Raw genomic sequence first — 24,603 nt, forward strand, 5'->3', positions numbered from 1 at the left:
CCCACTATAGTCTATGTTTTATTTCTTTTCTAAAACGATTACCTACTTACTTACGCCCGCTGGATGGCTCATAACCACCCTGTTACTGGCTTTTTTTGTAAAACGAGCACAGTACCGACGCCGACTCCTCGGGGCAGCCATAGGCATCTTCTGGCTATTTGGTAACTCGTTTTTGATGAATGAACTGGCGTTGTGGTGGGAGTATCCGATTCCGCCTAATCTGGCTGCTTCAACCGATTCCACCAATCGAATTGCTGTTGTGCTGACGGGTAGTCTGATCAATACATTGAAAGAAGTACCGGTATCTGTACCGACAAAATACGGCACGTCCCGTTTTTTGCTGGGACGGGAAATTGACCGCGCCGGGCAGGCTTTATTTTTGTATAAGACGGGGGCTGTTCAAAAAATCCTGATTAGTGGTGGCAACGGAGACTTACCCATACAGGTTAAACAGGCGAGCGACGAAGGTGAAATGACGGCTCAGTTTCTGGTCGTGGCGGGTGTTCGGCCAGATGACATCGTTCTAGAGCGAAGGTCCAGGAATACGCATGAAAATGCGTTTTTTACGGCGCAATTGCTGAGAAAGCGCTTTAACGCAAACCAGTGCGTGCTCGTCACGTCGGCCTGGCATATGCGCCGGGCGGTTGGGTGCTTTCAAAAAGAGGGTATTCAGGTAACGCCTTTTGCCAGTAGCTTCATGAGCAGAGAGCGCTCGTTTCTGCCGGGAGAATGGCTGCTTCCGCACGAATCTGCTTTCTTCGACTCGTATTACCTGGTTCGGGAACTGGTTGGCTACCTGACCTATCAGCTTGTAGGATATATGTAGCCCTATCAGGTTTCTGATAGCCTGATAGGGCTGTTTACGTTCGTTAAACGGACAGGATCTTTACCATTCGTAGCAAATCTTCACTAATTGGCTTGGGCAGCCGAATGGTGTCGCGGAATGGGGTATAAACCAGTTCGTTGTTGATAATACCCGCCATTACGTTTTGTTCGCCGTTCATCAAGCCTTCCAGCGCGCCAAGCCCCAGTCGACTGGCCAAAATACGGTCGTAGGCGGTTGGGATGCCGCCCCGCTGAATGTGGCCCAGCGTTGTCACCCGCATATCAATATCGGACTGAATTTGCTGACGTATCTTCTCGGCAATTTCGGTAGCGTTTCCGGCTTCTTCTCCTTCGGCAATGACCACGATAGAGGAGGATTTCTGACGGCTCCAACCCGATTTCAGCGTTTCAATAACTTCCGAGATGGGCGTGAGTACTTCGGGAACCATTACCATTTCGGCACCACCGGCAATACCCGACTGGATAGCAATGTAGCCCGAATCGCGGCCCATTACTTCGATGAAGAAAATCCGGTCGTGTGAATCGGCTGTGTCGCGAATTTTATCAATCGCTTCGAGTGCCGTATTAACGGCGGTGTCGAAACCAATGGTATGGTCAGTTCCGTAAAGGTCATTATCAATGGTGCCGGGTGCGCCAACGGTTGGGATGCCGTATTCATCGAAAAAAAGTGTGGCACCCGTAAACGTACCATTTCCACCAATGGCTACCAGTCCTTCAATATCAAATTTCTTGAGTTGATCGTATGCTTTGGCACGACCTTCGGGGGTCATGAACTCTTTGCTGCGGGCCGATTTCAGAACGGTGCCTCCTCGTTGCACGATGTTACTCACCGAGTGCGAAGACATCTGAAAAATGTCGCCATTTATCATTCCGCTGTACCCCCGGCGGATACCGAAAACTTCCAGCCCGTGATAGACCGCCCCCCGAACTACAGCCCGGATACAGGCGTTCATACCCGGTGCATCCCCACCCGAGGTAAAAACAGCTACTCGTTTCATAGGTTACATCAATTATTTAGGGAAATTTCACAAAAGGTTACGAGGGTATCGTTTTAAACCCCGCAAATTTATCCGCATTTATTAATCTATGGGCACTGAACCAGGAATTATCCCATCGTTTTCACACAAATTTCACAAAAAGACCCGAACAAACTGGTTTTAGCGTCCCTATTTTGGTGCATCTCATCGTCTATCCCTGCCGAATATTGTTTTTCCTGCGTCGGCTTGCTGCAAATTATGTATTGGTTTTGAATCTTCCGGCCCGCCATATGATCTGAACATGATTGATTAAGGTTGTTATCAGGCCAAAATGCCGGACAAGAACGTTGAACCGATCCAGCAGCGACCGACGATGTTGCTGCACCGACAATCCGCCAATTAAGTAAGTACACAAAACAAAAGGCAGATACTCTACGTGCTGGGCCTTCTTCAGGCAGCGAATTTCCCAGTCTAAATCGGCGCTCAGGTTATCGAGTAAGTAGTCTGGAGCGAGCGCCCGCTTCACCACAAAGGCTTGGTGGCATACTTTCATGCCGAGTGCCATGTCCTGCCAGGTCAACCGTGTCGGCAAAGTATGTGGGGTTACCTGACTGCGTAAGCCCACGGGAACTGTCCGGATAGTTTCTTGTTCCACAACATCACGTACAAAGAGCGCGTCACTGTAATACACGTCGGCCCGAGTTGCTTCCATACGAGCCAGAAGCTTGGTCAGGGTATCGGGTCCGTAGATTTCGTCGCCCGCATTCATGAACCAGACATACCGCCCCGTAGCCTGGTGAAGCCCTTTGTTCATGGCATCGTACAGCCCTTTATCGGGCTCCGAAAGCCAGCGCGTAATGTTCTGTTGATGGTATTTAATAATGGACAACGTGCCATCTGTCGAGGCTCCATCAATTATAATGTACTCCACATCGGCTACCTGCTGGGCAACGATGCTACGGATCGTACGCTCCAGAAACCGCTCGGCATTGTAGGTGATGGTGATGATGGAGAGAGTTGAAGGCATGATGAGTGAAAGAGCGAAAGAGCAAAAGAGCGAAAGAGTACCATCCGGCGCCACTCTTTCACTCTTTTGCTCTTTCGCTTATTAATGTCTGGTACAAATCAATGTGTTGCCGGGCGACGACATCTTCCGAGAAACGAATTTCAGCTGCCTGACGGGCGTTCTGACGTAATTCATCCAGGTTGGGGTGCGTTAAAATGAACGCCAGCCCATCGGCGAGTTGCTGCACCGATCCAACATCGGCCAGATAGCCATTTTGTTGATGGTCAATCATTTCCGGAATGCCACCCGTTCGGAAACCCACCACCGGCGTGCCGCAGGCCATGGCTTCGATGACGGTGTTGGGGAGGTTGTCTTCCAGAGAAGGGACGACCATCGCGTCGGCTGCGTTATAAGCCGCTACGATGTCATCTTCGTTCGTCAGCAAACCGAGATGACGGACCGTGTAGGGCAACTCGTTGATCAGGTAGGAGCGGCCTTTGCCGAACAAAATAATTTCGGGAGTTAGCTCGGGGTGCTGCTGGTTGAGTAACGTTAGCGCTTCGGCAAACTGTTTAAAGCCCTTACGAATATCGGTCACGTTGGCACTACCGAACAGGAGCCGGGGAGAACGAACACTCGACTGTGAGTCGGCATCCGGCAAATTGAGTTGAGCATTAGCCTCGCTTCGATCCATTGGCCGAAATGCCATTTGGTCGATGGCATAGGGAATAACCGTAAACGGAAACGCACGAAGTAACGCGCTTCGCTTTGCTTCGTTGGCCAGCCAATGGCTGGGCGGAGTGAAATGCACGTGCGCATCATGAAAAAGTAGCTCTTTCTGGTCAAAAACCTTGTCCGATAAATCGTGCTCACCCGGCTTTTTCAGGTACGGGCAGTTCCGGCAATGGCTCAGAAAATGATCGCAGCCCCGCGCGTAATGACAGCCACCCGTAAAGGCCCACTGGTCGTGTAATGTCCAGACAATGGGTTTTTGCAGGGCGAACAGAGACCGAAGTCCGTCAATTGACAAAAAGCCGAAATTGATCCAGTGCAGATGCAATACATCGGCCTGTTGGATGGCTGGATGAAAATTGAGATTAGCCCCAAACTTGGCGGGCGAAAACTGAAACCGTACCGACGGGTCACGTTCGTGCGGCAGGAAGTACAGGCGTTCGGCCACGAACCGCCCGAAGGCCGTTTGCTCAGCCAGAAAGTTATTCGCCAGGTAAAGCACTCCCGGTGCCGGACGGTGCTTTTCGAGTCGGTTGGGTACACCCACCAGCATAGTGCTCTCAATACCGGGCATTGTCCACACCTGTTTTTGCAAAGCCCGGTGAAGCCGATTAGCTGCCACGGCCGCTCCGCCAAACAAATGGTAGTTGCTCAGGTGCGTAACTCTCACCGGCCTAGCAGTTTATCGAACTTTTTGACTACCTCGGGCCAGAACCCCAGCCCAAATACCCGCCCCCATATGCGCCGACGGGAGTAGGCTTCCATCTCGGCGAAAATTGGGTCCGTAGAAAGGCTCTTGGCTTTCTGCGTTAAAATCAAGGCAAAACCATGCTGCTTCAGGGTTGTAGCAAAAACCCAGCCCAGTAATAGGTTGCGCTGCGTAAGCGTGGTTTCATCAACAAAGCGGTTCAGGTAGGTCATTTCGCCCCAAACGGCACTGTTCTTTAATGAAAACAGGACAAACTTCTTTACCAGTGGCTGACGGCTGAAACTATCCAGTAAAGCGGGGGTTATGCGGGGTGAGCCTTTTGGCAGTAGTTCGGCCAGCCAGTGGCTACCCGTTTCTTCCATGAATTGCAGTACCTGATAAAGCTTGTCTTCGCCATCGTAAATGGACGCAATACCCGGCTCAAATTCGGCGGTAATCACCTGCCTGGCCCGCTCCGGACCGAGGTTGCGAAATAACCGGAGGTCGGTGCCCTGCGAGTCAGTTTTGAACCAATCGACCCGCTTTATATTCAGGCTGTCGAGTGTTGATCGAAGGCTTCTGGTTTTTAACTGAACTACTTTCGTTGGCTCAAATTTAGGGGCGAACGCGTACTCCTGAATCAGATCCGGTCGGGGGCGTAACAAACTGGAACAATGGGGCGATACGGTCAGATAAAAGTCTGATTTTCCGGGGTTGGATGTAGCTGTACTATCCTCATCCGGCGTTGGCCCGGTAACAATGTTATTAAAGGTATACAACTTCCGAAAATGCCCGGACTCACTTTCTACATAGCCAAAATCACGGTCGTCGGCATCGAAGGCAATACACACAGCGTACTTGGCAAACGCTTTCCAGCGACCATGCAGTTGACCCGATGCGCCAATATCCACGAGCACCGGTGGCTCAGTTTGGAACTCGGGACGAGAAAGTATTTTGTCGATCATTTGTTTCTACGGTAGTCAGCTTGTGGTTTACGGTTGCCCGTTCTCTTTCATGACTTATGTTCTTGCAGGTCATGAGACAAAATGGAAGCAACCGTAAACCACACACCTATTTTCTGTACGCAAAGATATTCAATTGTAAATCCATGCTGTCGTTGCCTTTGTAACGGTGGTTAACCAGCGGTGCATGGCGGTACTGACTGGTGTTAATATAATAGCGGAAACCACTGGATTCCAGCACCTGAACAACTTCGGCCAGGGTTTGCGGATGGTCATGGTAAGCGTGGAATTCAACGAAAAGGTTCTGGACATGCGCCAGTGCATCCCGGCAGTCGGTCAGTACTGCTGTTTCGGCTCCTTCTATGTCCATCTTGAGCATATCAATTCGGGTTTCGCGCAGCAGAACATCGCGCAACCGGACCGAAGGAACCAGCTTACGGTCGGTTTGTGAGAAGATCGATGCCGAGTCGGCCTGGTCACTTCCGAACCAGATGCCTTCGTCGTTTGTCCAGACAGCTTTCGTCACGACTTCAACCCCCGAAATCTGATTTTTTCGAAGGTTGTCCTGCAGAATGGTACTGATTTGCTCATCGGCTTCGAAGGCCACAATGCGGGCGTTGGGGTATGTCTGACGAAAATAGGCGACGCTTGTGCCAATGTTGGTGCCACAATCGAAGATAACGGGTGTACTACTTGTCGTGTAAAATCTATAGAACTCATCCACGAAAATCTCCCGAAACTGCCAGATAAACGATAGGGCATCCGGTACCCGAAATTGGTAGTTTCCGAACGTAACATCCGTAGCCTGATTGCGTGGTTTGCTACCGTACCGAACCGCTAAACCCAGTAACCGACGCCCTTCCACGGCGCGCAGGAGCCGGGCTGTTTCTGTAAATAAAAAGCGAAAGACCCACATTTTTTTGTCATGCTGGCGTACCAGCATTATAGAAATTAAAAAAATCGTTTCATCAATCCAGCCACCGTCTGGTTGATGTCCGATGATAATCTGAGGGCAACAACGGAGCCACCAAATAGCCCGGTAATCAACGCCGATCGCCAGCCAATGTCCAGTATGAAGCGCCATTTGGGCTCACCTGCGGCAGGATACGGCACTTGAACCACGACCCACCAGACCGCGAGACCTAGTAAAAGAACAACGAGATTTCGCCAGGTGAATGGCTGCATCTTAAAAGCGAATCCCACAAACAGCGTCCGGGCGAGATTAAACAACGTTGTTGCCAATGCGGCTCCGATAGCAGCTCCGTTGATACCGAAACGGGGTATCAGGTAAAGATTGGCCGCAATGGTAATGAAAACAAGTGCCACAAAAAATAACGAATCGTAGGTATAGTACCGGGACGTATTTAGAATGACGCCATTCACACCGGTTGCCATGTCGATCAGTTTGCCCAGACCAAGCCACAGAATCACATAATAACCGGCTTCGTAACTGGGGGGTAGAAACCGGAATACGTTGGGTAGGTTAGCGGCTACGCCCACAAACACCAGACAGCCGGCAATCAATTGGTTGAGACAGCTTTTTCGGTAGATACTGGCAATGTTTGCCAGGTCGTTCATTTTCCACGATTCAGCAATCAGCGTTCCAGAAACTTTGTAAAGGGTTGTTGCTGGAATCGCAATGACCGTGGCAAAATAAGAGGCTGTGCCATAGATACCGGTATCGCCGAGGCCCTGGCGGCTGTTGATCATAAACTTGTCGATTGTCCAGACAATCTGCGTCGACAGGGCCGAGGTGAACGTTAAGCCGGCATAGCGCATCATATTTCGGCGCAAATCCGCCTTGACAGACACGAACTTACGTTTGAAAAATAAAGCCTCATCCTGTGCAACACTGATGATCATCAGAACCAGTGGAATCAAAAACGCTACTAGCCAGACGCCCAGAAACTGCGGCAACGTAACCCAGTCCAGCCAGTACAGGCCGCCTGCCAGAAGAATCAGAATACGCTGAACGAACTGTTGCAGGAGGGTCCCAGTAACGGGGTCGTAGAGCAACCGGGCGTAATTGTCGAATACGGTAAAATAGACCGTGAAAAAGGTAAGTGGAATGAGCAGATAATAATACTCGACAAAAAGGGCCGAGTCTTTCTGATACCAGTCGATCACCCAGGGGCGCGCCAGCCACAGAAACAGAGTACACAGACCGAAGCCGATGAGCGTGGTCAGGCAGGCAATGAACAGATACCCGTTATGCTGTTTTTCAACGTCTCGGAAAAACGGAAAATAACGGCCGCCTGCGCCATTTACGCCTAGGTTCGAGGCCTGGGAAAGTACCTGCGCCAGCGAAATCAGCAAGGTCAGCAACCCGACAACCTGAGTTCCTTCAAACAAATTCGGAAACCAGAGCCCCTGCGTAAAAAAGCCAACAGCAACACCCGCGTAGGCGTACACCGAACTCTGAATGGTTTGCCGTTTTATGATACCCATCGGATAAAGAGCGAAAGAGTGAATGAGTGAATGAGTGAAAGAGTGGCTGGCGCGTCAGAGGTACTTATGCGTCAGCCACTCTTTCACTCATTTACTCTTTCGCTCTTTATTAAATCCCAGGTCAGCGCTGTGCCTGCGGAAATGTCGGTGGTGGCGGTTTTGCCAAGGATGTCTTCGTAATAGCGCGTATGCAGGCCATTGGCCGGACGTATGCTGCGAACGTTTTCCGGGGTGAATCGTTCGCCTGCTTTTACTGCCTGCACCACATATAGCGACCGCTTGAACTGCAAACTCTTAGCTTCTTTGGGCGTGAGGGTATAGCTAACCTGACCCATTGCCAGATGCGCTCGTTCAGTTTCGACAACGAGATTTTTTAACTCGTCCGGCTCCAGCGAAAACGCGGAATCGACACCACCATCGGCCCGGCGTAGGGTCACATGCTTCTCCAGGACAACGGCACCCAGCGCTACTGCCGCGACAGCTGCGCCGATGCCCATTGTATGATCCGACAAGCCCACGGGTACATCGAACAGTTGCCGCATGTGCGGTATGGTCCGCAAATTGGTGGATTCGGGCGTGGCGGGGTAGGTGCTGGTGCACTTGAGCAGGATCAGGTCTTTACAGCCGTTTGCCCGGAGAACCTTGACCGATTCATCAAGATCGGCAACGGAGGCTACCCCTGTACTCATAATGACGGGCTTTCCCGTACGAGCTACCTTCTTCAGCAAGATATGGTCCGTGTTTTCGAAGGAAGCAATCTTGTACAGGGGAACGTCAAGTGATTCCAGAAAATCAACCGCGCTGGTGTCGAAAGGCGAGCTGAACGCGATCATGCCGCGCTTCTTGGCATGGTCGAATATAGGCTTGTGCCATTCCCAGGGTGTGTAGGCATCCTGGTACAGTTTGTACAAATTTTTGTCGGCCCAAAGCGACTTGGCGTCCCGAATGTAAAACTCCTCCGAAGCCCCATTGAAGGTAATGGTATCGGGGGTGTAGGTCTGGAGTTTGAGCGCGTGCGCTCCGGCATCGGCCACGGCATCGACGATCTCCAGCGCGCGTTCCAGCGACTGGTTGTGGTTGCCCGACATTTCGGCAATCACAAATGGCCGGTGCGCCGGGCTGATGGTATACTGGGCAACCTGAATCGGTTGATTACTACTCATTGACTATTTACGTAAAGCAAACACGGCTTGTCAGACGCGGCCCGACCTGATGCGGTCCGACCGGAATTGTCAAATTTACCGCTTTCGCCCGACAATCTGAAACCCGCCCGTTCGAAGGCGCGTACCGATGCCTGATTTTCGGGTTTGATATACGCATGAATGGTAACGGCTCCCCACTGGTCGCGGCATACGCGGCACCCTTGCGTAATGAGGTCAACAGCTAATCCTTTGCCCCGCTGACGGGCATCGACCGACAGGCCGATGACGATTTCGTCGGGCATATCGGCTACGGGTGTCCGCTCGAAACGTACCTGACCGATGGGCTGCTTTGTTTCATCCGTAAAAACGAGCAGCAACGCATTAGGGTCGACTAGTTTGCGGGAAAACCAGGACGTATGCGTTTCCAGCGAAATAGGGGCCGAATGAAACGACTGCCGACGGGTGTCGGGGTCGTTGGCCCAGTCGAAATAAAGCCGGGCGTCAGCGGGTTGGGCAGGTCGGTAAGTAAGCATAGTTGTGGCCATAACGTCTTGACGTACCGAATTACGCATTTAATTGGCGCAACACACTAGCTACCACTTAAAGTTTGGAATAGCGCTCGGAACCGTTCAGGCGAGTGGCCATCAAAAAAACGGCGTTGACTGGCTAATGAATCTGCAACAATTTCGGGTGAAAACTCGAAGGCCTGAATGGAAAGTTTCAGCATCTGGTCTAAGGCAATGACCGGCGTCAGGCGCGTGAGCAGTGTGGGGAAATTAACCGATAACGCCAATTTTTCTTCCGATAGAAATTGCGCCAGCCGCGCCTGGTTGTCGGCCGTTACGATGGTGATCAGGGGGCGATTGATGGCGCATACTTCATAGGCAATCGTACTGCAGGCCGTGATGGCTAAACGGCAGGCTGTGAGTTCATCAACCATTTGCGGAGCCGTCAGATTTTGCCGGATCGTCAGGTTTGGAAGCTGCTTCCGGAAAGCCTCGATAGCCGCCCGATTCGGGTGGAAGGGCCCCAGAATAAGATGAACAGGCAACGTAGCATCAACCTGCCAGATGGCCTCCAGTACGGTCAGCGATATGTTTTGCGGGTCGGCTCCTCCCAGACTGACAAAGATGGGGCCTTCTGCCGGTGCGGAACCAAAACCAGCCGGATTCAGAAAGGCTGGCCGGAGCAGGGCATAATGGGGACCAACGCAGAACCGCGTATCCGATGAGGCATCGTACTCCGCTTCGGTGACGCCACCTGCGTGGTTGATCAACACATCGGCAACCTGATGGCCGGTTGGCAAGTCGTCAATAAAAACCAGCTTCTTCGCCCGGGAGCGAACCGATTGCTGAAACAGTTCATCGAACGAATAGCCATCCAGGATCACTATATCGTCTGGCTCGATTAAGTCCAGAAAAATGCGCTGCTGGTCAGTTGCCGGCAGACTAAGTACAGATAAACCAGCCTGTTCAATCATCGAAGAAACATTGGCCGCTGGCTCGACGATGGCAAACCGCATGGCGTAGTCGTTCTTCAGCATATCGGCCAGGGCCAGGCAGCGCATCACATGGCCCAGTCCAATCTGCGCGTTTCCATCGGCCCGAAAAAGTAGTTGAGTCATCGGCTGGTCAGTAGGTTGAACTTCAACTCGGCCAACTGCCAGTCTGTTTCTGTATCAATGTCCTGCGCCTGCATCTCGGAGATGATGATACCACCTGAGTGGTTGGTAATCAGGCGATGATTCTGTAGAAAGGAGGCTGTCTGAAAGAAATAAAACTGCCCGGCGTCGTGATAGGTGGGTTCCAGGTCCTGAGAGCGGGTAAGGGCGTGTTCGGGCTGGCACCAGTGCACCTGGGCATCCCGCAGCAATACGGCCCGCTGAATAGGGAAGCTAAACGGCTGAACCGGATAGACTGTGTCGAACTGGTTTTCGATAAGGGTGGCGAACGCGTTCTGCAACAGAGTAGCTGTAACAAACGGGGCCGTGGGGTAGAGGCAGCAGGCGTAGTCGAATGTCTTCCCCTGCTGCGCATATTGTTCTAAAACCTCAATCAGCACATCGGCGGTTGTGGCGTAATCATCGGCGGTTTGAGCCTTGCGCAGAAACGGAATGGACGCGCCATACTGCCGGGCAATATCGGCAATTTCGTCATCGTCGGTCGACACCATCACTTCATCGAACAGGCCTGATTGCAAAGCCGCGTCGATGCTGTAAGCAAGAATGGGCTTACCCAGAAAAGGCCGGATGTTTTTGCGGGGAATGCGTTTGCTGCCACCCCGCGCGGTGATGATGGCTACGGTACTCATGCGCCCACAAATTCCTTAACCGATTCAATCACATAGTCCTGTTCGGCATCGGTAAGGGTTGGAAACATGGGCAGACTCAGGCACCGGGCGTAGTAGCGTTCGGCATGCGGGAAATCGCCCGGCTTCCAGCCGAATTGTTTGTAGTACGGCATCAGGTGCACGGGAATATAATGCACCTGCGCCATGATGTTTCGGGTTCTCAAAAAGTCGTACAGCCCTTTCCGATCATCGACCTGAATCACATATAGGTGATACGCATGACCGACGTTATCAGGTGGTATGATTGTGTGAATGACAGTTCCGGCAAATGCATCGTCATACCCTTTGGCAATGGCCCGCCGACGAGTCAGCATGGCTTCAACGCGCGTTAACTGGCTATTTCCCAGAGCGGCCTGCATATCGGTCAGGCGGTAGTTGTAGCCCAGCTCCTGCAATTCCATGTACCAGCCACCGCGCTCGGGTTCGCCGGGATACTGCTCCGTAAAGTCGCCGGATTTATTGGTGATGCCATGAGTCCTGAGCCGGAGAAGATGCTTGTATAGGGCTTCATCGTTGGTGGTAATCATGCCCCCCTCGCCAGCCGCAATGTGCTTAACCGGATGAAAACTAAAAATGGCCAGATCCGCCAGCGATCCATCGCCACACCAGTGCTCAATACCATTCTTATCAGTGAACGACCCGCCCGGCGAGTGGCAACTGTCTTCCAGCAGCCACAGTTCATATTCGTTGGCTAGTTCGCGGAAAGCAGCCATATCGACGGGATAACCCGCAAAATCGACCGGAATAATGCCCGAAAAATAGCCTTTGGGATGTTGCTCCAGCAACGTCCGAACGGCGTTAATATCGAGCAGCGCCGTTTCCGGATCGACATCGGCAAAAAAGACTTCACCCCCACAATACCGAACGCAGTTGGCCGAAGCCGAAAAGGTAATGGGCGTGGTGATAACCCGTGTACCAGTTGTCACACCCAGGGCCATGCAGCACAGGTGCAGGGCAGCCGTACCGTTGGCTACGGCTACGGCATACTGGCAACCGATGTATTGAGCAAAAGCAGTCTCGAACGCACCGATATGCGGCCCCTGGGTCAAAAATGGGCCACGCAAAACGTCAGCAACGGCGGCAATATCTTCGTCGGTAATGTGTTGCCGACCGTAGGGAATGGCTTGATTCATACGTTATTAGTCGGTTGGTTATCCGTCCGTCAATGAGTTAAACCGCAAAGGCTGGATCAACGTGCTCCCGGATCTGCTCCCGTAGCTGGTCTACGTTGAGCCATTCGGTGTTGGTGCCGGAGTTGTATTTGAAGCCCATTTCGACCTGCCGACCATTGAAAGTCTGCATGTACTCGTCAACACTCCAGGTAGGCGTTGAAGGGGTAATTACGTAATATTTGTCCGTTTCGACCGTGTTGAGCGAGTCCGTTTCGGTGATCATTTCCTCATGGAGTTTCTCGCCCGGCCGGATGCCCACCAACTTTTGTTCACAATCAGGGCCAATGGCTGTGGCTACATCGGTGATGCGGTAGGAGGGGATTTTGGGAACAAAAATCTCACCACCCCAGGCATGTTGCAGGGCATGGAAAACCATCTCAACCCCTTCCTCGAGTGAGATGTTGAAACGCGTCATGTCGGGGTGTGTAATGGGCAGAATGCCGTCCTTGCGTTTTTCGAGAAAGAAAGGTACTACCGATCCCCGTGAGCCAATTACATTGCCATAACGAACAACCGAGAACCGTAAATCGCGGCTGCCTTTCATGTTGTTGGCCGCAACGAACAATTTGTCGGAGCAAAGCTTGGTCGCGCCGTACAGGTTGATCGGTGCCGCAGCTTTGTCCGTCGACAGGGCCACTACCCGTTGCACCCCGTTATCCAGTGCCGCGTTGATGACATTTTCAGCCCCGAAAACGTTGGTTTTGATACACTCCATCGGGTTGTATTCGGCGGCAGGGACCTGTTTCAGCGCAGCCGCGTGAACAATAATGTCGACGCCTTCGCAGGCACGCTTGAGCCGTTCACCGTCCCGTACATCGCCGATAAAAAACCGAATGGATTTGTACGTCGATTGAGGGTAGTGTTGCGCCAACTCAAACTGCTTGAGTTCATCGCGGGAATAAACAACCAACCGTTTGATGTTCGGATAGCGCTGGTACACCATCTCGATGAATTTCTTGCCGAACGAGCCGGTACCACCGGTGATTAGAATGGATTTATTGGTCAGGTCAAGCGACTGACCTGGTTGGTGCTGATTCATAGATAATTGCCTTCTTATATGGTTCTCTGTTTGACCAACCTGACAGGGCCCAGAGCAACCGTACCTTTTTAGATGCTTTTGACCGCAAAGGTAGGGTTATTGGAGGAATCAATATTGCTGGATCAGTTAAAGAAGTTCTAGCGCAAAGAATGGGTCACTGATCGACTGGTTGCATGGTGCTTGCGTAACGAAAAAGCTAGCATCAAAAACTTATGTAATCTATCTACAACAGGTTCAGCTATTTGGGGGAGTTTAATATCTTGCCGTGATTTTATACTAAGCAACTTTCACTTGATTAATGTATGAAAATTTTTTACCGCCTTACGTTACTTTCTAAACTTTTACTGACGGGTATGGGTCTATCGCAGGCGCAAAACCTGATACTAACTACTCCTGCTTCTCAAACACCTGGTAGCGCCAATGTTATTGTTAATCCAACCTGGGTATATAGCAGTCAGTCACAGAATAGTATAAACAACACGATTGTTGGCCATGACGCTGGTATTAACCTGACAACGGGTTTGTCAAATACGTTTATTGGCAAATCGGCTGGCTTTGCCAATACAAATGGTGATCAGAATACATTTATAGGAACTGATGCCGGTCGTAATAACACGACCGGAGGGCAAAACACGTTTGTTGGTTTCAATGCCGGACAAAGCAGTACGAACGCTGGCTCTAATACATTTTTGGGTTACTTCGCCGGATTTAAAACGACAAATGCGATAAACAATACAATTGTAGGGGCAGGAGCCGGAAAAGAAAACACAACCGGCGGAGGAAATCTATTTGTGGGTACCCAGGCAGGTATCTATAATACGACAGGAACAGATAATGTCTATTTAGGGTATGGCGCGGGTGGCGGTAACTCAGGCGGATCAGAAAACGTCATGATTGGTAAATTAGCAGGGCAGTTAAACGCCGTCTCTCACAACACGTTTGTTGGCACGCAGGCCGGTTACCGCAGTCAATCGGGCGCTAGAAATACGTACTTCGGTTACCAATCGGGTTATAACGCTGTTGCTGACTCCAATACATTTGTCGGCTATCAAGCCGGTTACACCACAACAACCGGGAAAGGCAATACCTTCTTTGGAACATCGTCGGGGCGGAGCAATACCACAGGCAGTCATAATACATTTGTTGGGAACGGTGCTGGTCCGGCAAGCAGTACAATGGATGATAACGTCTACATCGGTTTTACTACTGGTAACCACGATAGCGGCTCAAAAAATACGTTTTTGGGGACCGGAGCGGATGCCATTGCCCAGAACCTGATCAACGCTACGGCTATCGGGGCTGGTGCCCGTGTTGCTGTTAGTAATGCCGTTGTGCTGGGCAATCAGGCGAACGTCGGTATTGGTACATCAGCTCCTACCGCTCGGTTAGACGTCAACAGCGGGATTGAGCACGAGTCAGGTATCCGGATGAGCCGACTGACGGCCAGTAGTCCCGTTCAATTGGCTTCGACAAATAAAGTACTTACGGTTGATGCTGGTGGCCGGGTTGTTCTGACTCAGACAGGCCATTATTCAGTTGGTCAGGTGAATGACTGGTCAGACAAGGTGTTTGCTTCGTCTTATACACTTCGTTCCCTGATCGACGTAGAACAGTTCATTCAAAAAAACGGGCATCTGCCAGGGATACCGTCGGCCGAGCAGGTTGTTCGGGAAGGAGCCGATGTCGGTAAGATGGATGCTAAACTACTGGAAAAAATCGAGGAGCTAACCCTGTACAGTATCCAGCTTGAAAAAGCAGATCGGGCAAAGCAACAGGAACTGCAAAAACTGAAAGCAGAAGTAAATGAGCTGAAACAACTGGTGAAGCAACTCGTACAGAAGAAATAAACTGCACCTTTAATCCGTCATCCTCACAAGTCAGCCGGTAGCACCGTCATTGCCGGCTGCTTCGTGAGGATGATAGCTTACCGACATCAAGTTAGTTGCCCGTTGTGGGAAGCTTGATCGGCGTTCGCTCAAACGCATCGATGTAGCTTTTGGCGCTGGCGTTTACAATGCGAACACCCCGGTAGTCGGCATAGTTACGTAGCACTTCGTAACCCCGAAAAACTTTGTGCAGGGATAAAAACTGCGAAGCCATAGAAAAGGTGCGTTGCCGCTGGGCATCCGAATAAACGGGCTGGTGGGTTAGATCTTTGGGTTTGTCGTAAAAATGTATCTGCTTGATCAATAGCTGATTCTGGTCGTTTAGTCGAATTTGCTCATGCCAGGATGTATCGGCCCCGAACAGGTAAATAGTATCGAACTTTCGGTTGATCATCAGCGTCAGGGCGGCAATAATGACCGTTTGGGCCTGGGGCATACCCAACCCTTTTGAGTAGAGCCAGTACGTTAATTTCTGGAAACCACGAACAACTGTGTAGTTAAAGTAAACGACCTTGATTTGAGGATTACTCCGCTCAATCACGTGCAGCAAATACGAACCCCTGGCAAAATGGGGTACGTACAGATACATGGGCCAGTTAACCTGCTCCTGAAAAATCGACAGGGTTTTTCGGATGTCGTCGCGATCAGTGGTGTGTTCGGTAAAAACAAAATAGTTTGGGTCGGATATAACGTAATCCTGCGGACGAAGCCGGAGAAAGATATCGGCGTGGGCAAAGTTATTGACGCAGACAACTTCGGTTTGCTGGATAAAGTCGAATTGATCAGCCAGCGATTCATTGAGGGATGGGCCATTCCCCAGAACGGAGCAGACGGCCCGTTGCCGGTCGGGTAAGCGGGTGGCGTGCCGACCACGGATTGCCACTTTCAGTAACGATACCAGTGATGCGAACAGGTCGCTCAGAAATTGACTAATGTGATTGAAACCAGCTTCGACCATGCAATCAGCACCTGTTGGGGTGCCTTTTTTCTACAAAACAACGAAAAAAACAGCAGAACTGACTAGCTAACAGGCGTACGGAATGGCGGGTAAGATTTGGGTACTGCGCTTACAACGCCTTTTCGAAGGTACACTTTGGGGATTCAAGGGCGCCAAGGTTACGCTTAAACCGCATCAGACTTGGTTTTGGTTGGTTATTCGCATCGAGCGACACGCCTAAATCGAGCAGTCGTATCGCCTGTTTCTGGCAATACGTGAAAAGGCCATCGGTGAGCATAACCATTGGACTTATTGTCTGGTAGTCGGGATGCGACGCGGGCAAAAAATTATACAAAATATCGTGCCGGATGCGTACCGTCAGGGCTACCGCAGCCAGACGCGATCCATCTGTTACCGTGAATGCCACGAATTGATCGGGAAACTGGGTGCATAAGGTAGCCAGCTGGCAACTGCTTATGGAAAGTGGGTAACCTTTCCGCCGTCGGGTTTCCTCAATGAAACAGATCAACTTGCTCATGTCGGCCGATACCCATTGGTTAAACTGGAGACCCGCCCGCTGGCCTTGCCGCAATCGCCTGCACTCGGCGGGAACAAGCTGATCCGTAAACGATTGACGGCCGATTGGTATGTAGTAGGTAGGGTGAACGGATCGTTGCGTAAAACCGTGGGCAAGAAATGCTTTGGTCAGTCTCTCGGCCTGCTGTGGTGCATAACAGTGTGGATAATTTACGATTTTTAGCATTTTTGCTCCTTCGTCACGAGCAGCCCCCGTTAGCTTAAAAAGAAATGTAGCCAGCATTTGATCGGGTAACGTTTCCGAAAATTCAATAGAGCCGAAAGGTGCCGCTGCGGGACTGCAGGCTTCATCGGAACGGATAAAAAAGGCGCAACGCGCTTCAGCGTGTCGGGTTTCCGGATGTACTGCCGAGAGCAAGGTGAATTTTCCAGCCTGTTGCAGTAAATGGGCGTGTTCATTAAAAAAGAAGCCCGGTTGGTAAAAAGATGGGATGGTTGTTCGCGTTGGGCATCGTTGATGTAAGAAGATATACTCGTCCATACCGTACAGGTGTTAGAGGTATATAGACAATCCAGGTAGACGAAAAGTAACCGGGGGCGCTTTGTTCCGGCGTGACGGACAATAGATTATGAAGTCGAAATAACGTATATATACACCAGTACAGGATAAGTAGATAGGCGTGGTTTTCATCAATCAGCCACCAGAAAAGATATCCTATAAAAATCAAATGGGGAGAATAGTGCTTGTACTACAGAATGGCTGGCGGCAGTCCTGGTCGGGATGGCTTCGGCTTACGTTCTCGATATTGCCCGCTCTGATGGGTACATTCGTAGCCAGGGCGCAGGTCAGTTCCTGTCCCAGTATCACCAATGCGAGTCCGACATCGCTAACGGTCTGCACCGTAGCCGTTATCGAAAGACTAGAGGTCAATACCAACGTTTCGCCGTCCGATACCATTGAGTTTGTGCGGTTTGATACCTACCAGACCAATCCATATACTGATAAGGGGGGGGTGCCGCTGGGCAACGCCAGACCCCGGCAGGGAAAAGCTGCGTTACGAAATGTGATTTTCCCCGCCCACTTCGATCTGCCCGACCGGGTTTATTACGTGTATGCCCGTCTGAAAACGGCCCCTGCCGACCCCAATTGCGCACCGGTTGCGTCAATCACGGTGTTTATTCGAGCGAACCCAATGGCTGCGGTAGTTGTGAAGGAGGCAACCTGTTATAATACAGAATCGCAGAGTGACGGGCAGGTGTCAATAACCGGATACCAGCCCAACGACACCTACGAGATGGCCGTTGATGGCCGTTTCTCGGGGCAAAAAACGGCTATTCCTTCTGATGGGGTTATTGCTGGTGGTATCAGCCGATCCGGTGTTCCGAAGACCTATAGCGTTCGCATCTACAATTCGCTGGGCTGTTACACCGACCGGACCATAACCATGAGGAACACGGTGTGCACATGCGCCTATACCCAGTGCATCCCCATGGTTATCGCTAAAACAAAAAGCAGACTGACCGCAAAATAAAATCCGCCCTGATACGAGAACCCCCGGCCTGCATTCGTCAGGCCGGGGGTTCTCTTTTTTGCCAGTCTATGGGCGTTGAATCACTTCCGCTTTTTCACCTGAGCATAGACCTGTTGGATAATTCCGTCTTTCAGGCCTACATCCGGCACTATAATCTTGCTGGCTCCTGCCCACTTCATAACCGATATATAAATGTCGGCGGCTGGCACGATTACATCGGCCCGGTCGGCATTCAGACGCAATTTATTGATGCGATCTTCCTGACTGAATCCGGCGATAAAATTTCGAATCCGTTCGATCTCGGCGCGCGTGGTTTCGGTTTCTGAACTCTTGGAGGCCAGGTTGAATAATTTGCTGATGTTTCCCCCCGTACCAACGGCGGTCACGTCCTGAAAAGAATCGATGTTATCTTCTACCCAATCTTCAACTTTTCGCCAGGCTCCTTTCTGTTCCTTGCCTTCCAGCAGGCGTACCGAACCAATTTTGAAGGATTTGGAGTTGATCTTTTCGCGATTTACGTACACGTTCAGTTCCGTACTGCCGCCACCAACGTCAATGTGTAAGTACTGCCGGTCGTCCAGCGCGTGTACCACAACATCATTGATTAATTCGGCTTCCCTGCGTCCGTCGATAATGTGAATCTTGATGCCCGTTAGCCCTTCAATTCGTTTGGCTACTTCCTGACCATTAGTGGATTCCCGCATGGCCGAGGTGGCACAGGCCATGTACCCCTCCACCTCATGCAGTTCCATTAGTAGTTTGTAGGCCTGCATCAGTTTGGTCGTGCGGGCCTCACTTTCGGGTGTCAGCGCGCCGTAATTAAATACATCGTGACCGAGCCGAAGCGGGAACCGAACGTATTCAACGCGCTTGAAGCTAACCAGGTCATCATTATGCAATACCGTCGAGATTTGCAGACGGGCTGCGTTTGATCCAATATCAATAGCTGCCAGTTTCACTATCTATAGAGCTTTGTGAGTGGGCCAAAGGTAATTTTTTTGTGTGTATGAGCGAAACGTGGACCCTTATTTTCGACGGTGTATCGTTTGTGCCCTTGCCAGCTTAATCTGTTTTGTCAACTCCAAACGACAGGCTGGCCATGAGTAGATTTAGGTTAATTAACGGCTTGTCTACTCACTCGATCGAAGAAATTCAGATAAATGTCCGAACCATTCGCGCTCGACCGGGATCAGTATCTTACTGGTTCTGTGGCAATGAGTAACTCGTTCGTACTAGGTTTAGCTGATTGACGACATAGAACAGAATTAATTCATTTCTGAGGCATCACAAATGCCCATAAACTATCAAACCATAGGCGTCTCCGTCAGGAATCTATTATGCTCTTCAGTAAAGTATGGGTCAGGGGAATAACGGTATCGTTGATCAGTTTTATTCTCAGTTGGCTGGCCCTGGAAGGCGTTTCCAGTCTCTTGCTGCAGTTGAAACAGACTGGTCAGCGCCTGACAACCGGTCATCCCACACCAGCGGGCAACGCCGATAGCCCAAAAAATTCGCTCGTGCTGGTAAAAAATGATGCCCTGGGTATTGTCAGACCAGCCCCCGGTCCGTACGAAGTCAGCTACCCCATAGCGCAACCGGATGCAAAGGAAAACCTATCCCAACCCGATAAACAGATTTCGATTACCTATCATATCGATAGCCTGTCCCGACGAGTCACCCCGTTCGATAATCGCCGGGCCGTTGGAAAATATGCGTTATTTCTGGGCTGCTCATTCACCTACGGCGAATCGGTGCCCGATACATGTACAATGCCCTATTATTTCGGCAAAACAACCGGGTTTCGACCTTACAATTATGGCGTATCGGGCTACTCGCCGGCCCACATGATCGCTCTTCAGCAGGCAGTGAATATGCGAAAAGAGGTTATCGAAAAAGACGGGATTGCCATCTATACGTACATTGAAGATCACCTGGCGCGGGTGGCTCCCAGCACCAAATGGATTTATAATTCGAATGGATACTGGCCCTGTGTCAACCCCAGAACGGTCAGGGTGGAAGGGACGTATGCCGACAAACATCCCCTCCGTTTGCAGCTGATCAGAGGGATGTATAAGAGTAATATTGTCAATCTGTTTAACATCAACTTTCCCCGGCGATACAGCACAGAACAGTATGAACAATTTGTTACGATTGTCAGGAAGTCGGCAGAATTATACCGAAACCAGTTCGGAAATGATAAGTTCTACGTGGTCGTCTTTCCTGCCTATCCTATGGCCCCCGAACTCCGCGAATGCTTCCAGCGCGCTCAGCTAAAGGTGATCGATTATTCTGCCCTATTCTCCTGGAAAACAACCTTTGATCGCATGCACCCTGATGGCGACGCGTATAAACGAGTAGCGGAAAAGCTGGCCAACGACCTGCCTATTCAATCTAAGTGAACGTTTGACACCGTTTTACGCATCTGGCAGGACTATAAACAAGTATCGTATTTCTATTATCAAAAAGTTACCGGTAGGTCAACAGCCGTTACCTTTTTAGTGGACCGGAAAGTAATTGGTACTGAGTTAGATGATTCGTTTGAAAAAAAAACCGTTACTTTTGGCCTCGTTTGACCAGTAACATAGTTCATGACCATATTAGGCATTTCTGCTTTTTACCACGACTCAGCAGCCGCAATAATTGAAGACGGACGTATCATTGCCGCTGCTCAGGAAGAGCGGTTTACCCGTAAAAAGCACGATCCCGGTTTTCCGGCGGAGGCCATCAAATACTGCCTCCAGTACAGCGGAGCCGATCTCAATAAGTTAGATGCCATTGTCTTTTACGACAAGCCACTGCTCAAATTTGAGCGACTGCTGGAAACGTATTACGCGTTTGCTCCCCAGGGGTTACGATCCTTCCTGATGTCGATTCCGGTTTGGCTCAAAGAAAAGCTGTTCCTGAAGCGACTCATCCGGCAGGAACTGGAGAAACTGGGCTACGACCCATCCCGTAAGGTAAAACTGCTGTTTCCCGAACACCATCTCTCGCATGGTGCCAGCGCATTTTATCCGTCGCCCTATGAGCGGGCGGCTATTCTCACGATTGATGGCGTGGGCGAATGGGCAACGGCATCGATCGGGCTGGGCGAAGGTAAAAATATCTCTATCCTCAAAGAAATGCGCTTCCCGCATTCCTTGGGCCTGCTCTATTCTGCTTTTACGTATTTTCTGGGCTTTCGGGTTAATTCCGGCGAGTACAAACTGATGGGACTGGCTCCCTATGGCGATCCAACATCGCCCGATGTAGCCCGGTATATGGCGATCATAAAAGACAAACTGGCTGATCTGAAACCGGATGGCTCCGTTTGGCTGAATCAGGAGTACTTTGATTACGCTACGGGGCTGAAAATGGTGAACGAGGCCAAATGGGCCGAGCTGTTTGGCTTTCCCAAGCGGCAGCCCGAAGATGAGTTGTTGCCCCAGCATTGTAACCTCGGTCTCGCCATCCAGTATTTAACCGAAGAGGTGGTGCTGAACATGGGCAAAGAAGCCAAACGCCTGACCAATGCCGATGCCCTGGTACTGGCTGGTGGGGTTGCGCTCAACTGTGTATCGAACGGAAAGCTTCAAGCCTCGGGTCTGTTCAAGGATATTTTCATTCAGCCAGCCGCGGGCGATGCCGGTGGGGCGCTGGGTGCTGCACTCGCAGCTTATCATATCTATTTTGGCAAAGAGCGGATTGTTACGACTGAGCGCGATGCCATGCGGGGGTCTTATCTGGGGCCAACCTTCTCTGATCTGGACGTGGAGCTGATGGCCAAAAAATACAAAGCCGTTGCGACGCATTACACCAACTTCACCGATCTGACTCAGGACGCGGCCAAGCTGCTGGCTGAAGGGAATGTGCTGGGCTGGGTGCAGGGACAGATGGAGTTTGGACCGCGGGCACTGGGCGGACGCAGTATTCTGGGCGATCCTCGCAATGCCGAGATGCAGAAAAAACTAAACCTTAAAATTAAATACCGCGAGTCGTTCCGGCCGTTTGCGCCGTCGGTACTGGCCGAAGATTGTGCCGAGTATTTCGACTACGATGGCATCTCGCCGTATATGCTGCTCGTTCATCCCGTTGCGCAGAAACGCCGGACGCCGGTACCGGCTGATTACGCCAGTTTCCCCCTGCGTGAAAAACTCTACTACCAGCGGTCGGACCTGCCCTCTATCACGCACATCGACTATTCGGCTCGTATCCAGACGGTCCACAAGGATACGAACCCCCGTTATTACGAACTGATCGAATCATTCAAGAAACTGACGGGCTTCGGGGTTATCGTGAATACCAGCTTCAACGTACGGGGCGAACCGATTGTCTGCACGCCCGATGATGCGTACCGCTGCTTTATGCGTACCGAAATGGATTACCTGGCCGTTGGTAACTACCTCTTCGACAAACGCAAACAGCCCGAATGGCAGGAGAAAGATAACTGGAAAGAAGAATTTGTTTTAGACTAACGAACGATCTGTTTTAATGCAATCAAAACTTGTTTCCAGCGCTGTTCGCCTGTTGCTGCTGGGATTTTTAACTTTATTTGTTTTCTACGGCGACCATTTCGGGGTTAGTTTCGACTATCCTCATAAAGGCTTATTCGACAACATATACGTCCGTCTGATCAAATGCTGTCTGTTTCTGTTGCTGATCATGGAGATCTTGCGCGTGTATTATTACGGCGTTGTTAAAAACCCGAATCCGCCCAAATTGCTCGGCAACATAGCGACCCTGTTTGTGCCCCTGATCGTGCTGGTGGTTTTTGTCGAGATGGGATTTATGTTTATCTCGCAGAGCCAGGAAGGTGGTCTTACGCTGGCATCGCACATCTGGTTTGAGCGTTACTGGCCACCCATGACGGGCGACTACCGCGACGCGCCCAAAACCGATACGCTGGGTAAAAAGAAGGTGTTTGTGGTTGGTGACTCGTTCAGCGCGGGGCACGGATTAAAAGCTGCCGAAGAGCGGTACGGCAATATTCTGGGAGAGAAATTAGGCACGGATAAATACGTAACCTATAACCTCGGCATATCCGGCTCCGATACGCGCGATGAATACGCCCGACTCCTGAAGTTCGGGAAAACACCCGATATTCTGATTCTGCAGTACTTCCCGAATGATATTGAAAAAGTGGCGCTAGAGCATGGCCTGATCCCGCAGGGGTTCCGGCCTTATTCCGATCTGCCCCGCGCCATTCAGTCGTTGTTTCAGCGGTCGTATCTGCTCAACTACCTGTACTGGCAGTTTCCGCACGGCAACTTCTCGCCGTTCGATGTCTATGCCCACACGGCTTACGGAACACCGGCGATCATCAACGACCACCTCAGCGACCTCACCAAGTTCATCACGTATGCCAAAGAACACAATTGCCGTCTCTACGTGGTGATGTTCCCGTTTTCGCACAACATCGAGAAGACAGCCGAGTATGTAAAGCCGGTTGTTACTCTTTTCCAGACCAATAACGTAGCGATGCTGGACGTGGGGAAACTGATGACCGATCTTGCTCCTAAAGACCGGGTTGTGGGACGTAACGACGGCCATGCCAGTGCCCTTGTAAACCAACGGGTGGGCGATGCCCTGTTCAAACTGGTACAAACGAATCCGGGAACTGGTCAGTTGGTATCTATTAATAAGTAAGTTAACTCAAATTAAACTATGGAATTCTTACAGGATATTTTCAAGTTCATGAAGCAGCGCAAGAAATGGTGGCTGGCTCCGATGATCATTTTGTTACTACTGATTGGGGTTCTGATCGTCATTGGCGGTGGTTCAGCGGTCGCTCCGTTTATCTACACACTGTTTTAACGACATGGATATTACCGAAAAAGTAAAAGCCCAGCTCGTTATTGTAACGGGGTTGGTTGTCCTGTATTTCATCACCAAATCGCCCTGGTTTCTGTACGGCGCAGCGGCTGTAGGCGTGCTGAGCCTGGCCATTCCGGCCGTTGGTGATCTCATCGTAAAAGCGTGGTTCAAACTAGCTGAGGTGTTGGGAAACATCAATGGTAAAGTCATTTTATCCATCCTGTTCTTCGTATTCCTTTTTCCCATCGCTCTATTGTATCGCCTGTCGGCTAAAAATCCGCTGGCGATCAAGCGTACCGATAACGCGTCGTTCTACACCGAGCGAAATCATTTGTACACGAAAGAGGACATGGAAGACGCCTGGTAAGCACGCACAAACGCACATTGATTTCGGGCGTCTCGATTGTCGGGGCGCCCGATTTTTTGTTTAGTTTTGTAAACGCTTATCCAGAAAGACGGAGGGATCGGACCCGATGATGTCTTGGCAACCAACCATCCCCAGGAAATGGTGCCAATTTCCTCCCGCTAGTAAGTGGGATAGATAAGTTAGCCCTGAGCTA

At 50.9% G+C, this 24,603-nt stretch carries 23 protein-coding genes and 1 riboswitch; of the genes, 8 read left to right on the top strand and 15 right to left on the bottom strand.

Features of this window, described 5'->3' with window-relative positions:
* The first annotated feature begins 13 nt into the window (after window positions 1-13).
* Window positions 14-826 (top strand): YdcF family protein, encoded by an 813-nt coding sequence (locus ACYU87_RS22720; RefSeq protein ID WP_461136401.1) that lies wholly within the window; start codon window positions 14-16, stop codon window positions 824-826.
* A 43-nt stretch (window positions 827-869) separates the two neighbouring features.
* Here ACYU87_RS22720 and pfkA read toward each other — a convergent pair whose 3' ends face one another.
* The 12 genes from pfkA to pseB form a co-directional block, all read right to left on the bottom strand.
* A complete protein-coding gene (pfkA, locus tag ACYU87_RS22725) occupies window positions 870-1,844 on the bottom strand; it encodes a 6-phosphofructokinase (RefSeq protein ID WP_461136402.1) in 975 nt (324 codons plus the stop codon).
* A gap of 235 nt (window positions 1,845-2,079) precedes the next feature.
* Complete coding sequence (locus tag ACYU87_RS22730; RefSeq protein ID WP_461136403.1) at window positions 2,080-2,850, bottom strand: glycosyltransferase family 2 protein; 771 nt, start codon at window positions 2,848-2,850, stop codon at window positions 2,080-2,082.
* A 58-nt stretch (window positions 2,851-2,908) separates the two neighbouring features.
* Window positions 2,909-4,231 carry a glycosyltransferase family 4 protein gene (locus tag ACYU87_RS22735; RefSeq protein ID WP_461136404.1) on the bottom strand — a complete coding sequence of 441 codons (1,323 nt, stop codon included), beginning with the start codon at window positions 4,229-4,231 and terminating at the stop codon, window positions 2,909-2,911.
* Window positions 4,228-5,214: a hypothetical protein gene (locus tag ACYU87_RS22740; RefSeq protein WP_461136405.1), complete on the bottom strand. Its 987-nt coding sequence runs from the start codon at window positions 5,212-5,214 to the stop codon at window positions 4,228-4,230. The genes ACYU87_RS22735 and ACYU87_RS22740 overlap by 4 nt, the downstream gene beginning before the upstream one ends.
* Before the next feature lie 106 nt (window positions 5,215-5,320).
* Entirely contained in the window at window positions 5,321-6,127 is an 807-nt protein-coding gene (locus ACYU87_RS22745; protein ID WP_461136540.1) for an FkbM family methyltransferase, read from the bottom strand.
* Window positions 6,128-6,162: 35 nt separating this feature from the next.
* On the bottom strand, window positions 6,163-7,659 hold the full coding sequence (locus ACYU87_RS22750; RefSeq protein ID WP_461136406.1) for a lipopolysaccharide biosynthesis protein: 1,497 nt from the start codon (window positions 7,657-7,659) through the stop codon (window positions 6,163-6,165).
* 83 nt (window positions 7,660-7,742) lie between these two features.
* Window positions 7,743-8,822: a pseudaminic acid synthase gene (gene pseI, locus ACYU87_RS22755; RefSeq protein ID WP_461136407.1), complete on the bottom strand. Its 1,080-nt coding sequence runs from the start codon at window positions 8,820-8,822 to the stop codon at window positions 7,743-7,745.
* The gene (locus ACYU87_RS22760; RefSeq protein ID WP_461136408.1) at window positions 8,819-9,334 is read right to left on the bottom strand and encodes a GNAT family N-acetyltransferase; all 516 of its coding nucleotides are present in this window, start codon (window positions 9,332-9,334) and stop codon (window positions 8,819-8,821) included. The genes pseI and ACYU87_RS22760 overlap by 4 nt, the downstream gene beginning before the upstream one ends.
* Window positions 9,335-9,390: 56 nt before the next feature.
* Window positions 9,391-10,425 carry a UDP-2,4-diacetamido-2,4,6-trideoxy-beta-L-altropyranose hydrolase gene (pseG, locus tag ACYU87_RS22765; RefSeq protein WP_461136409.1) on the bottom strand — a complete coding sequence of 345 codons (1,035 nt, stop codon included), beginning with the start codon at window positions 10,423-10,425 and terminating at the stop codon, window positions 9,391-9,393.
* Entirely contained in the window at window positions 10,422-11,111 is a 690-nt protein-coding gene (gene pseF, locus ACYU87_RS22770) for a pseudaminic acid cytidylyltransferase (protein WP_461136410.1), read from the bottom strand. Before pseF ends, pseG begins: the two co-directional genes overlap by 4 nt.
* Window positions 11,108-12,283, bottom strand: a complete 1,176-nt coding sequence (pseC, locus tag ACYU87_RS22775; RefSeq protein ID WP_461136411.1) for a UDP-4-amino-4,6-dideoxy-N-acetyl-beta-L-altrosamine transaminase — start codon at window positions 12,281-12,283, stop codon at window positions 11,108-11,110. The genes pseF and pseC overlap by 4 nt, the downstream gene beginning before the upstream one ends.
* A gap of 37 nt (window positions 12,284-12,320) precedes the next feature.
* Window positions 12,321-13,361 (bottom strand): UDP-N-acetylglucosamine 4,6-dehydratase (inverting), encoded by a 1,041-nt coding sequence (gene pseB, locus ACYU87_RS22780; RefSeq protein ID WP_461136412.1) that lies wholly within the window; start codon window positions 13,359-13,361, stop codon window positions 12,321-12,323.
* 302 nt (window positions 13,362-13,663) lie between these two features.
* On the opposite strand from pseB, the gene ACYU87_RS22785 reads away from it, so the two are divergent.
* Window positions 13,664-15,208: an autotransporter outer membrane beta-barrel domain-containing protein gene (locus ACYU87_RS22785; RefSeq protein ID WP_461136413.1), complete on the top strand. Its 1,545-nt coding sequence runs from the start codon at window positions 13,664-13,666 to the stop codon at window positions 15,206-15,208.
* Between the two features lie 91 nt (window positions 15,209-15,299).
* On the opposite strand, the gene ACYU87_RS22790 is transcribed toward ACYU87_RS22785, so the two are convergent.
* Together ACYU87_RS22790 and ACYU87_RS22795 are read right to left on the bottom strand one after the other, a co-directional pair.
* Entirely contained in the window at window positions 15,300-16,205 is a 906-nt protein-coding gene (locus tag ACYU87_RS22790; protein WP_461136414.1) for a hypothetical protein, read from the bottom strand.
* A gap of 109 nt (window positions 16,206-16,314) precedes the next feature.
* Window positions 16,315-17,262, bottom strand: a complete 948-nt coding sequence (locus tag ACYU87_RS22795; RefSeq protein WP_461136415.1) for a GNAT family N-acetyltransferase — start codon at window positions 17,260-17,262, stop codon at window positions 16,315-16,317.
* 199 nt (window positions 17,263-17,461) lie between these two features.
* Here ACYU87_RS22795 and ACYU87_RS22800 point away from each other — a divergent pair, with 199 nt between their 5' ends.
* On the top strand, window positions 17,462-18,253 hold the full coding sequence (locus ACYU87_RS22800; protein ID WP_461136416.1) for a hypothetical protein: 792 nt from the start codon (window positions 17,462-17,464) through the stop codon (window positions 18,251-18,253).
* An 80-nt stretch (window positions 18,254-18,333) separates the two neighbouring features.
* Here ACYU87_RS22800 and ACYU87_RS22805 read toward each other — a convergent pair whose 3' ends face one another.
* Window positions 18,334-19,212, bottom strand: coding sequence for a Ppx/GppA phosphatase family protein (locus ACYU87_RS22805; protein ID WP_461136417.1), 879 nt, complete (start codon window positions 19,210-19,212; stop codon window positions 18,334-18,336).
* Between the two features lie 378 nt (window positions 19,213-19,590).
* Between ACYU87_RS22805 and ACYU87_RS22810 the strand changes: the two genes are divergently transcribed.
* The 5 genes from ACYU87_RS22810 to ACYU87_RS22830 all read left to right on the top strand — a co-directional run bounded on the left by ACYU87_RS22810 (window position 19,591) and on the right by ACYU87_RS22830 (window position 24,410).
* Window positions 19,591-20,652, top strand: a complete 1,062-nt coding sequence (locus ACYU87_RS22810; RefSeq protein WP_461136418.1) for a hypothetical protein — start codon at window positions 19,591-19,593, stop codon at window positions 20,650-20,652.
* A 189-nt stretch (window positions 20,653-20,841) separates the two neighbouring features.
* Window positions 20,842-22,704 carry a carbamoyltransferase family protein gene (locus ACYU87_RS22815; protein ID WP_461136419.1) on the top strand — a complete coding sequence of 621 codons (1,863 nt, stop codon included), beginning with the start codon at window positions 20,842-20,844 and terminating at the stop codon, window positions 22,702-22,704.
* A 16-nt stretch (window positions 22,705-22,720) separates the two neighbouring features.
* Entirely contained in the window at window positions 22,721-23,875 is a 1,155-nt protein-coding gene (locus tag ACYU87_RS22820) for an SGNH/GDSL hydrolase family protein (RefSeq protein WP_461136420.1), read from the top strand.
* Between the two features lie 18 nt (window positions 23,876-23,893).
* Window positions 23,894-24,043, top strand: coding sequence for a DUF5989 family protein (locus tag ACYU87_RS22825; protein ID WP_012928744.1), 150 nt, complete (start codon window positions 23,894-23,896; stop codon window positions 24,041-24,043).
* A 4-nt stretch (window positions 24,044-24,047) separates the two neighbouring features.
* Window positions 24,048-24,410: an SxtJ family membrane protein gene (locus tag ACYU87_RS22830; RefSeq protein ID WP_461136421.1), complete on the top strand. Its 363-nt coding sequence runs from the start codon at window positions 24,048-24,050 to the stop codon at window positions 24,408-24,410.
* Between the two features lie 73 nt (window positions 24,411-24,483).
* Window positions 24,484-24,591, top strand: a riboswitch (SAM riboswitch).
* The last annotated feature ends 12 nt before the right edge of the window (window positions 24,592-24,603 follow it).

Source organism: Spirosoma lituiforme (genome assembly GCF_054776635.1).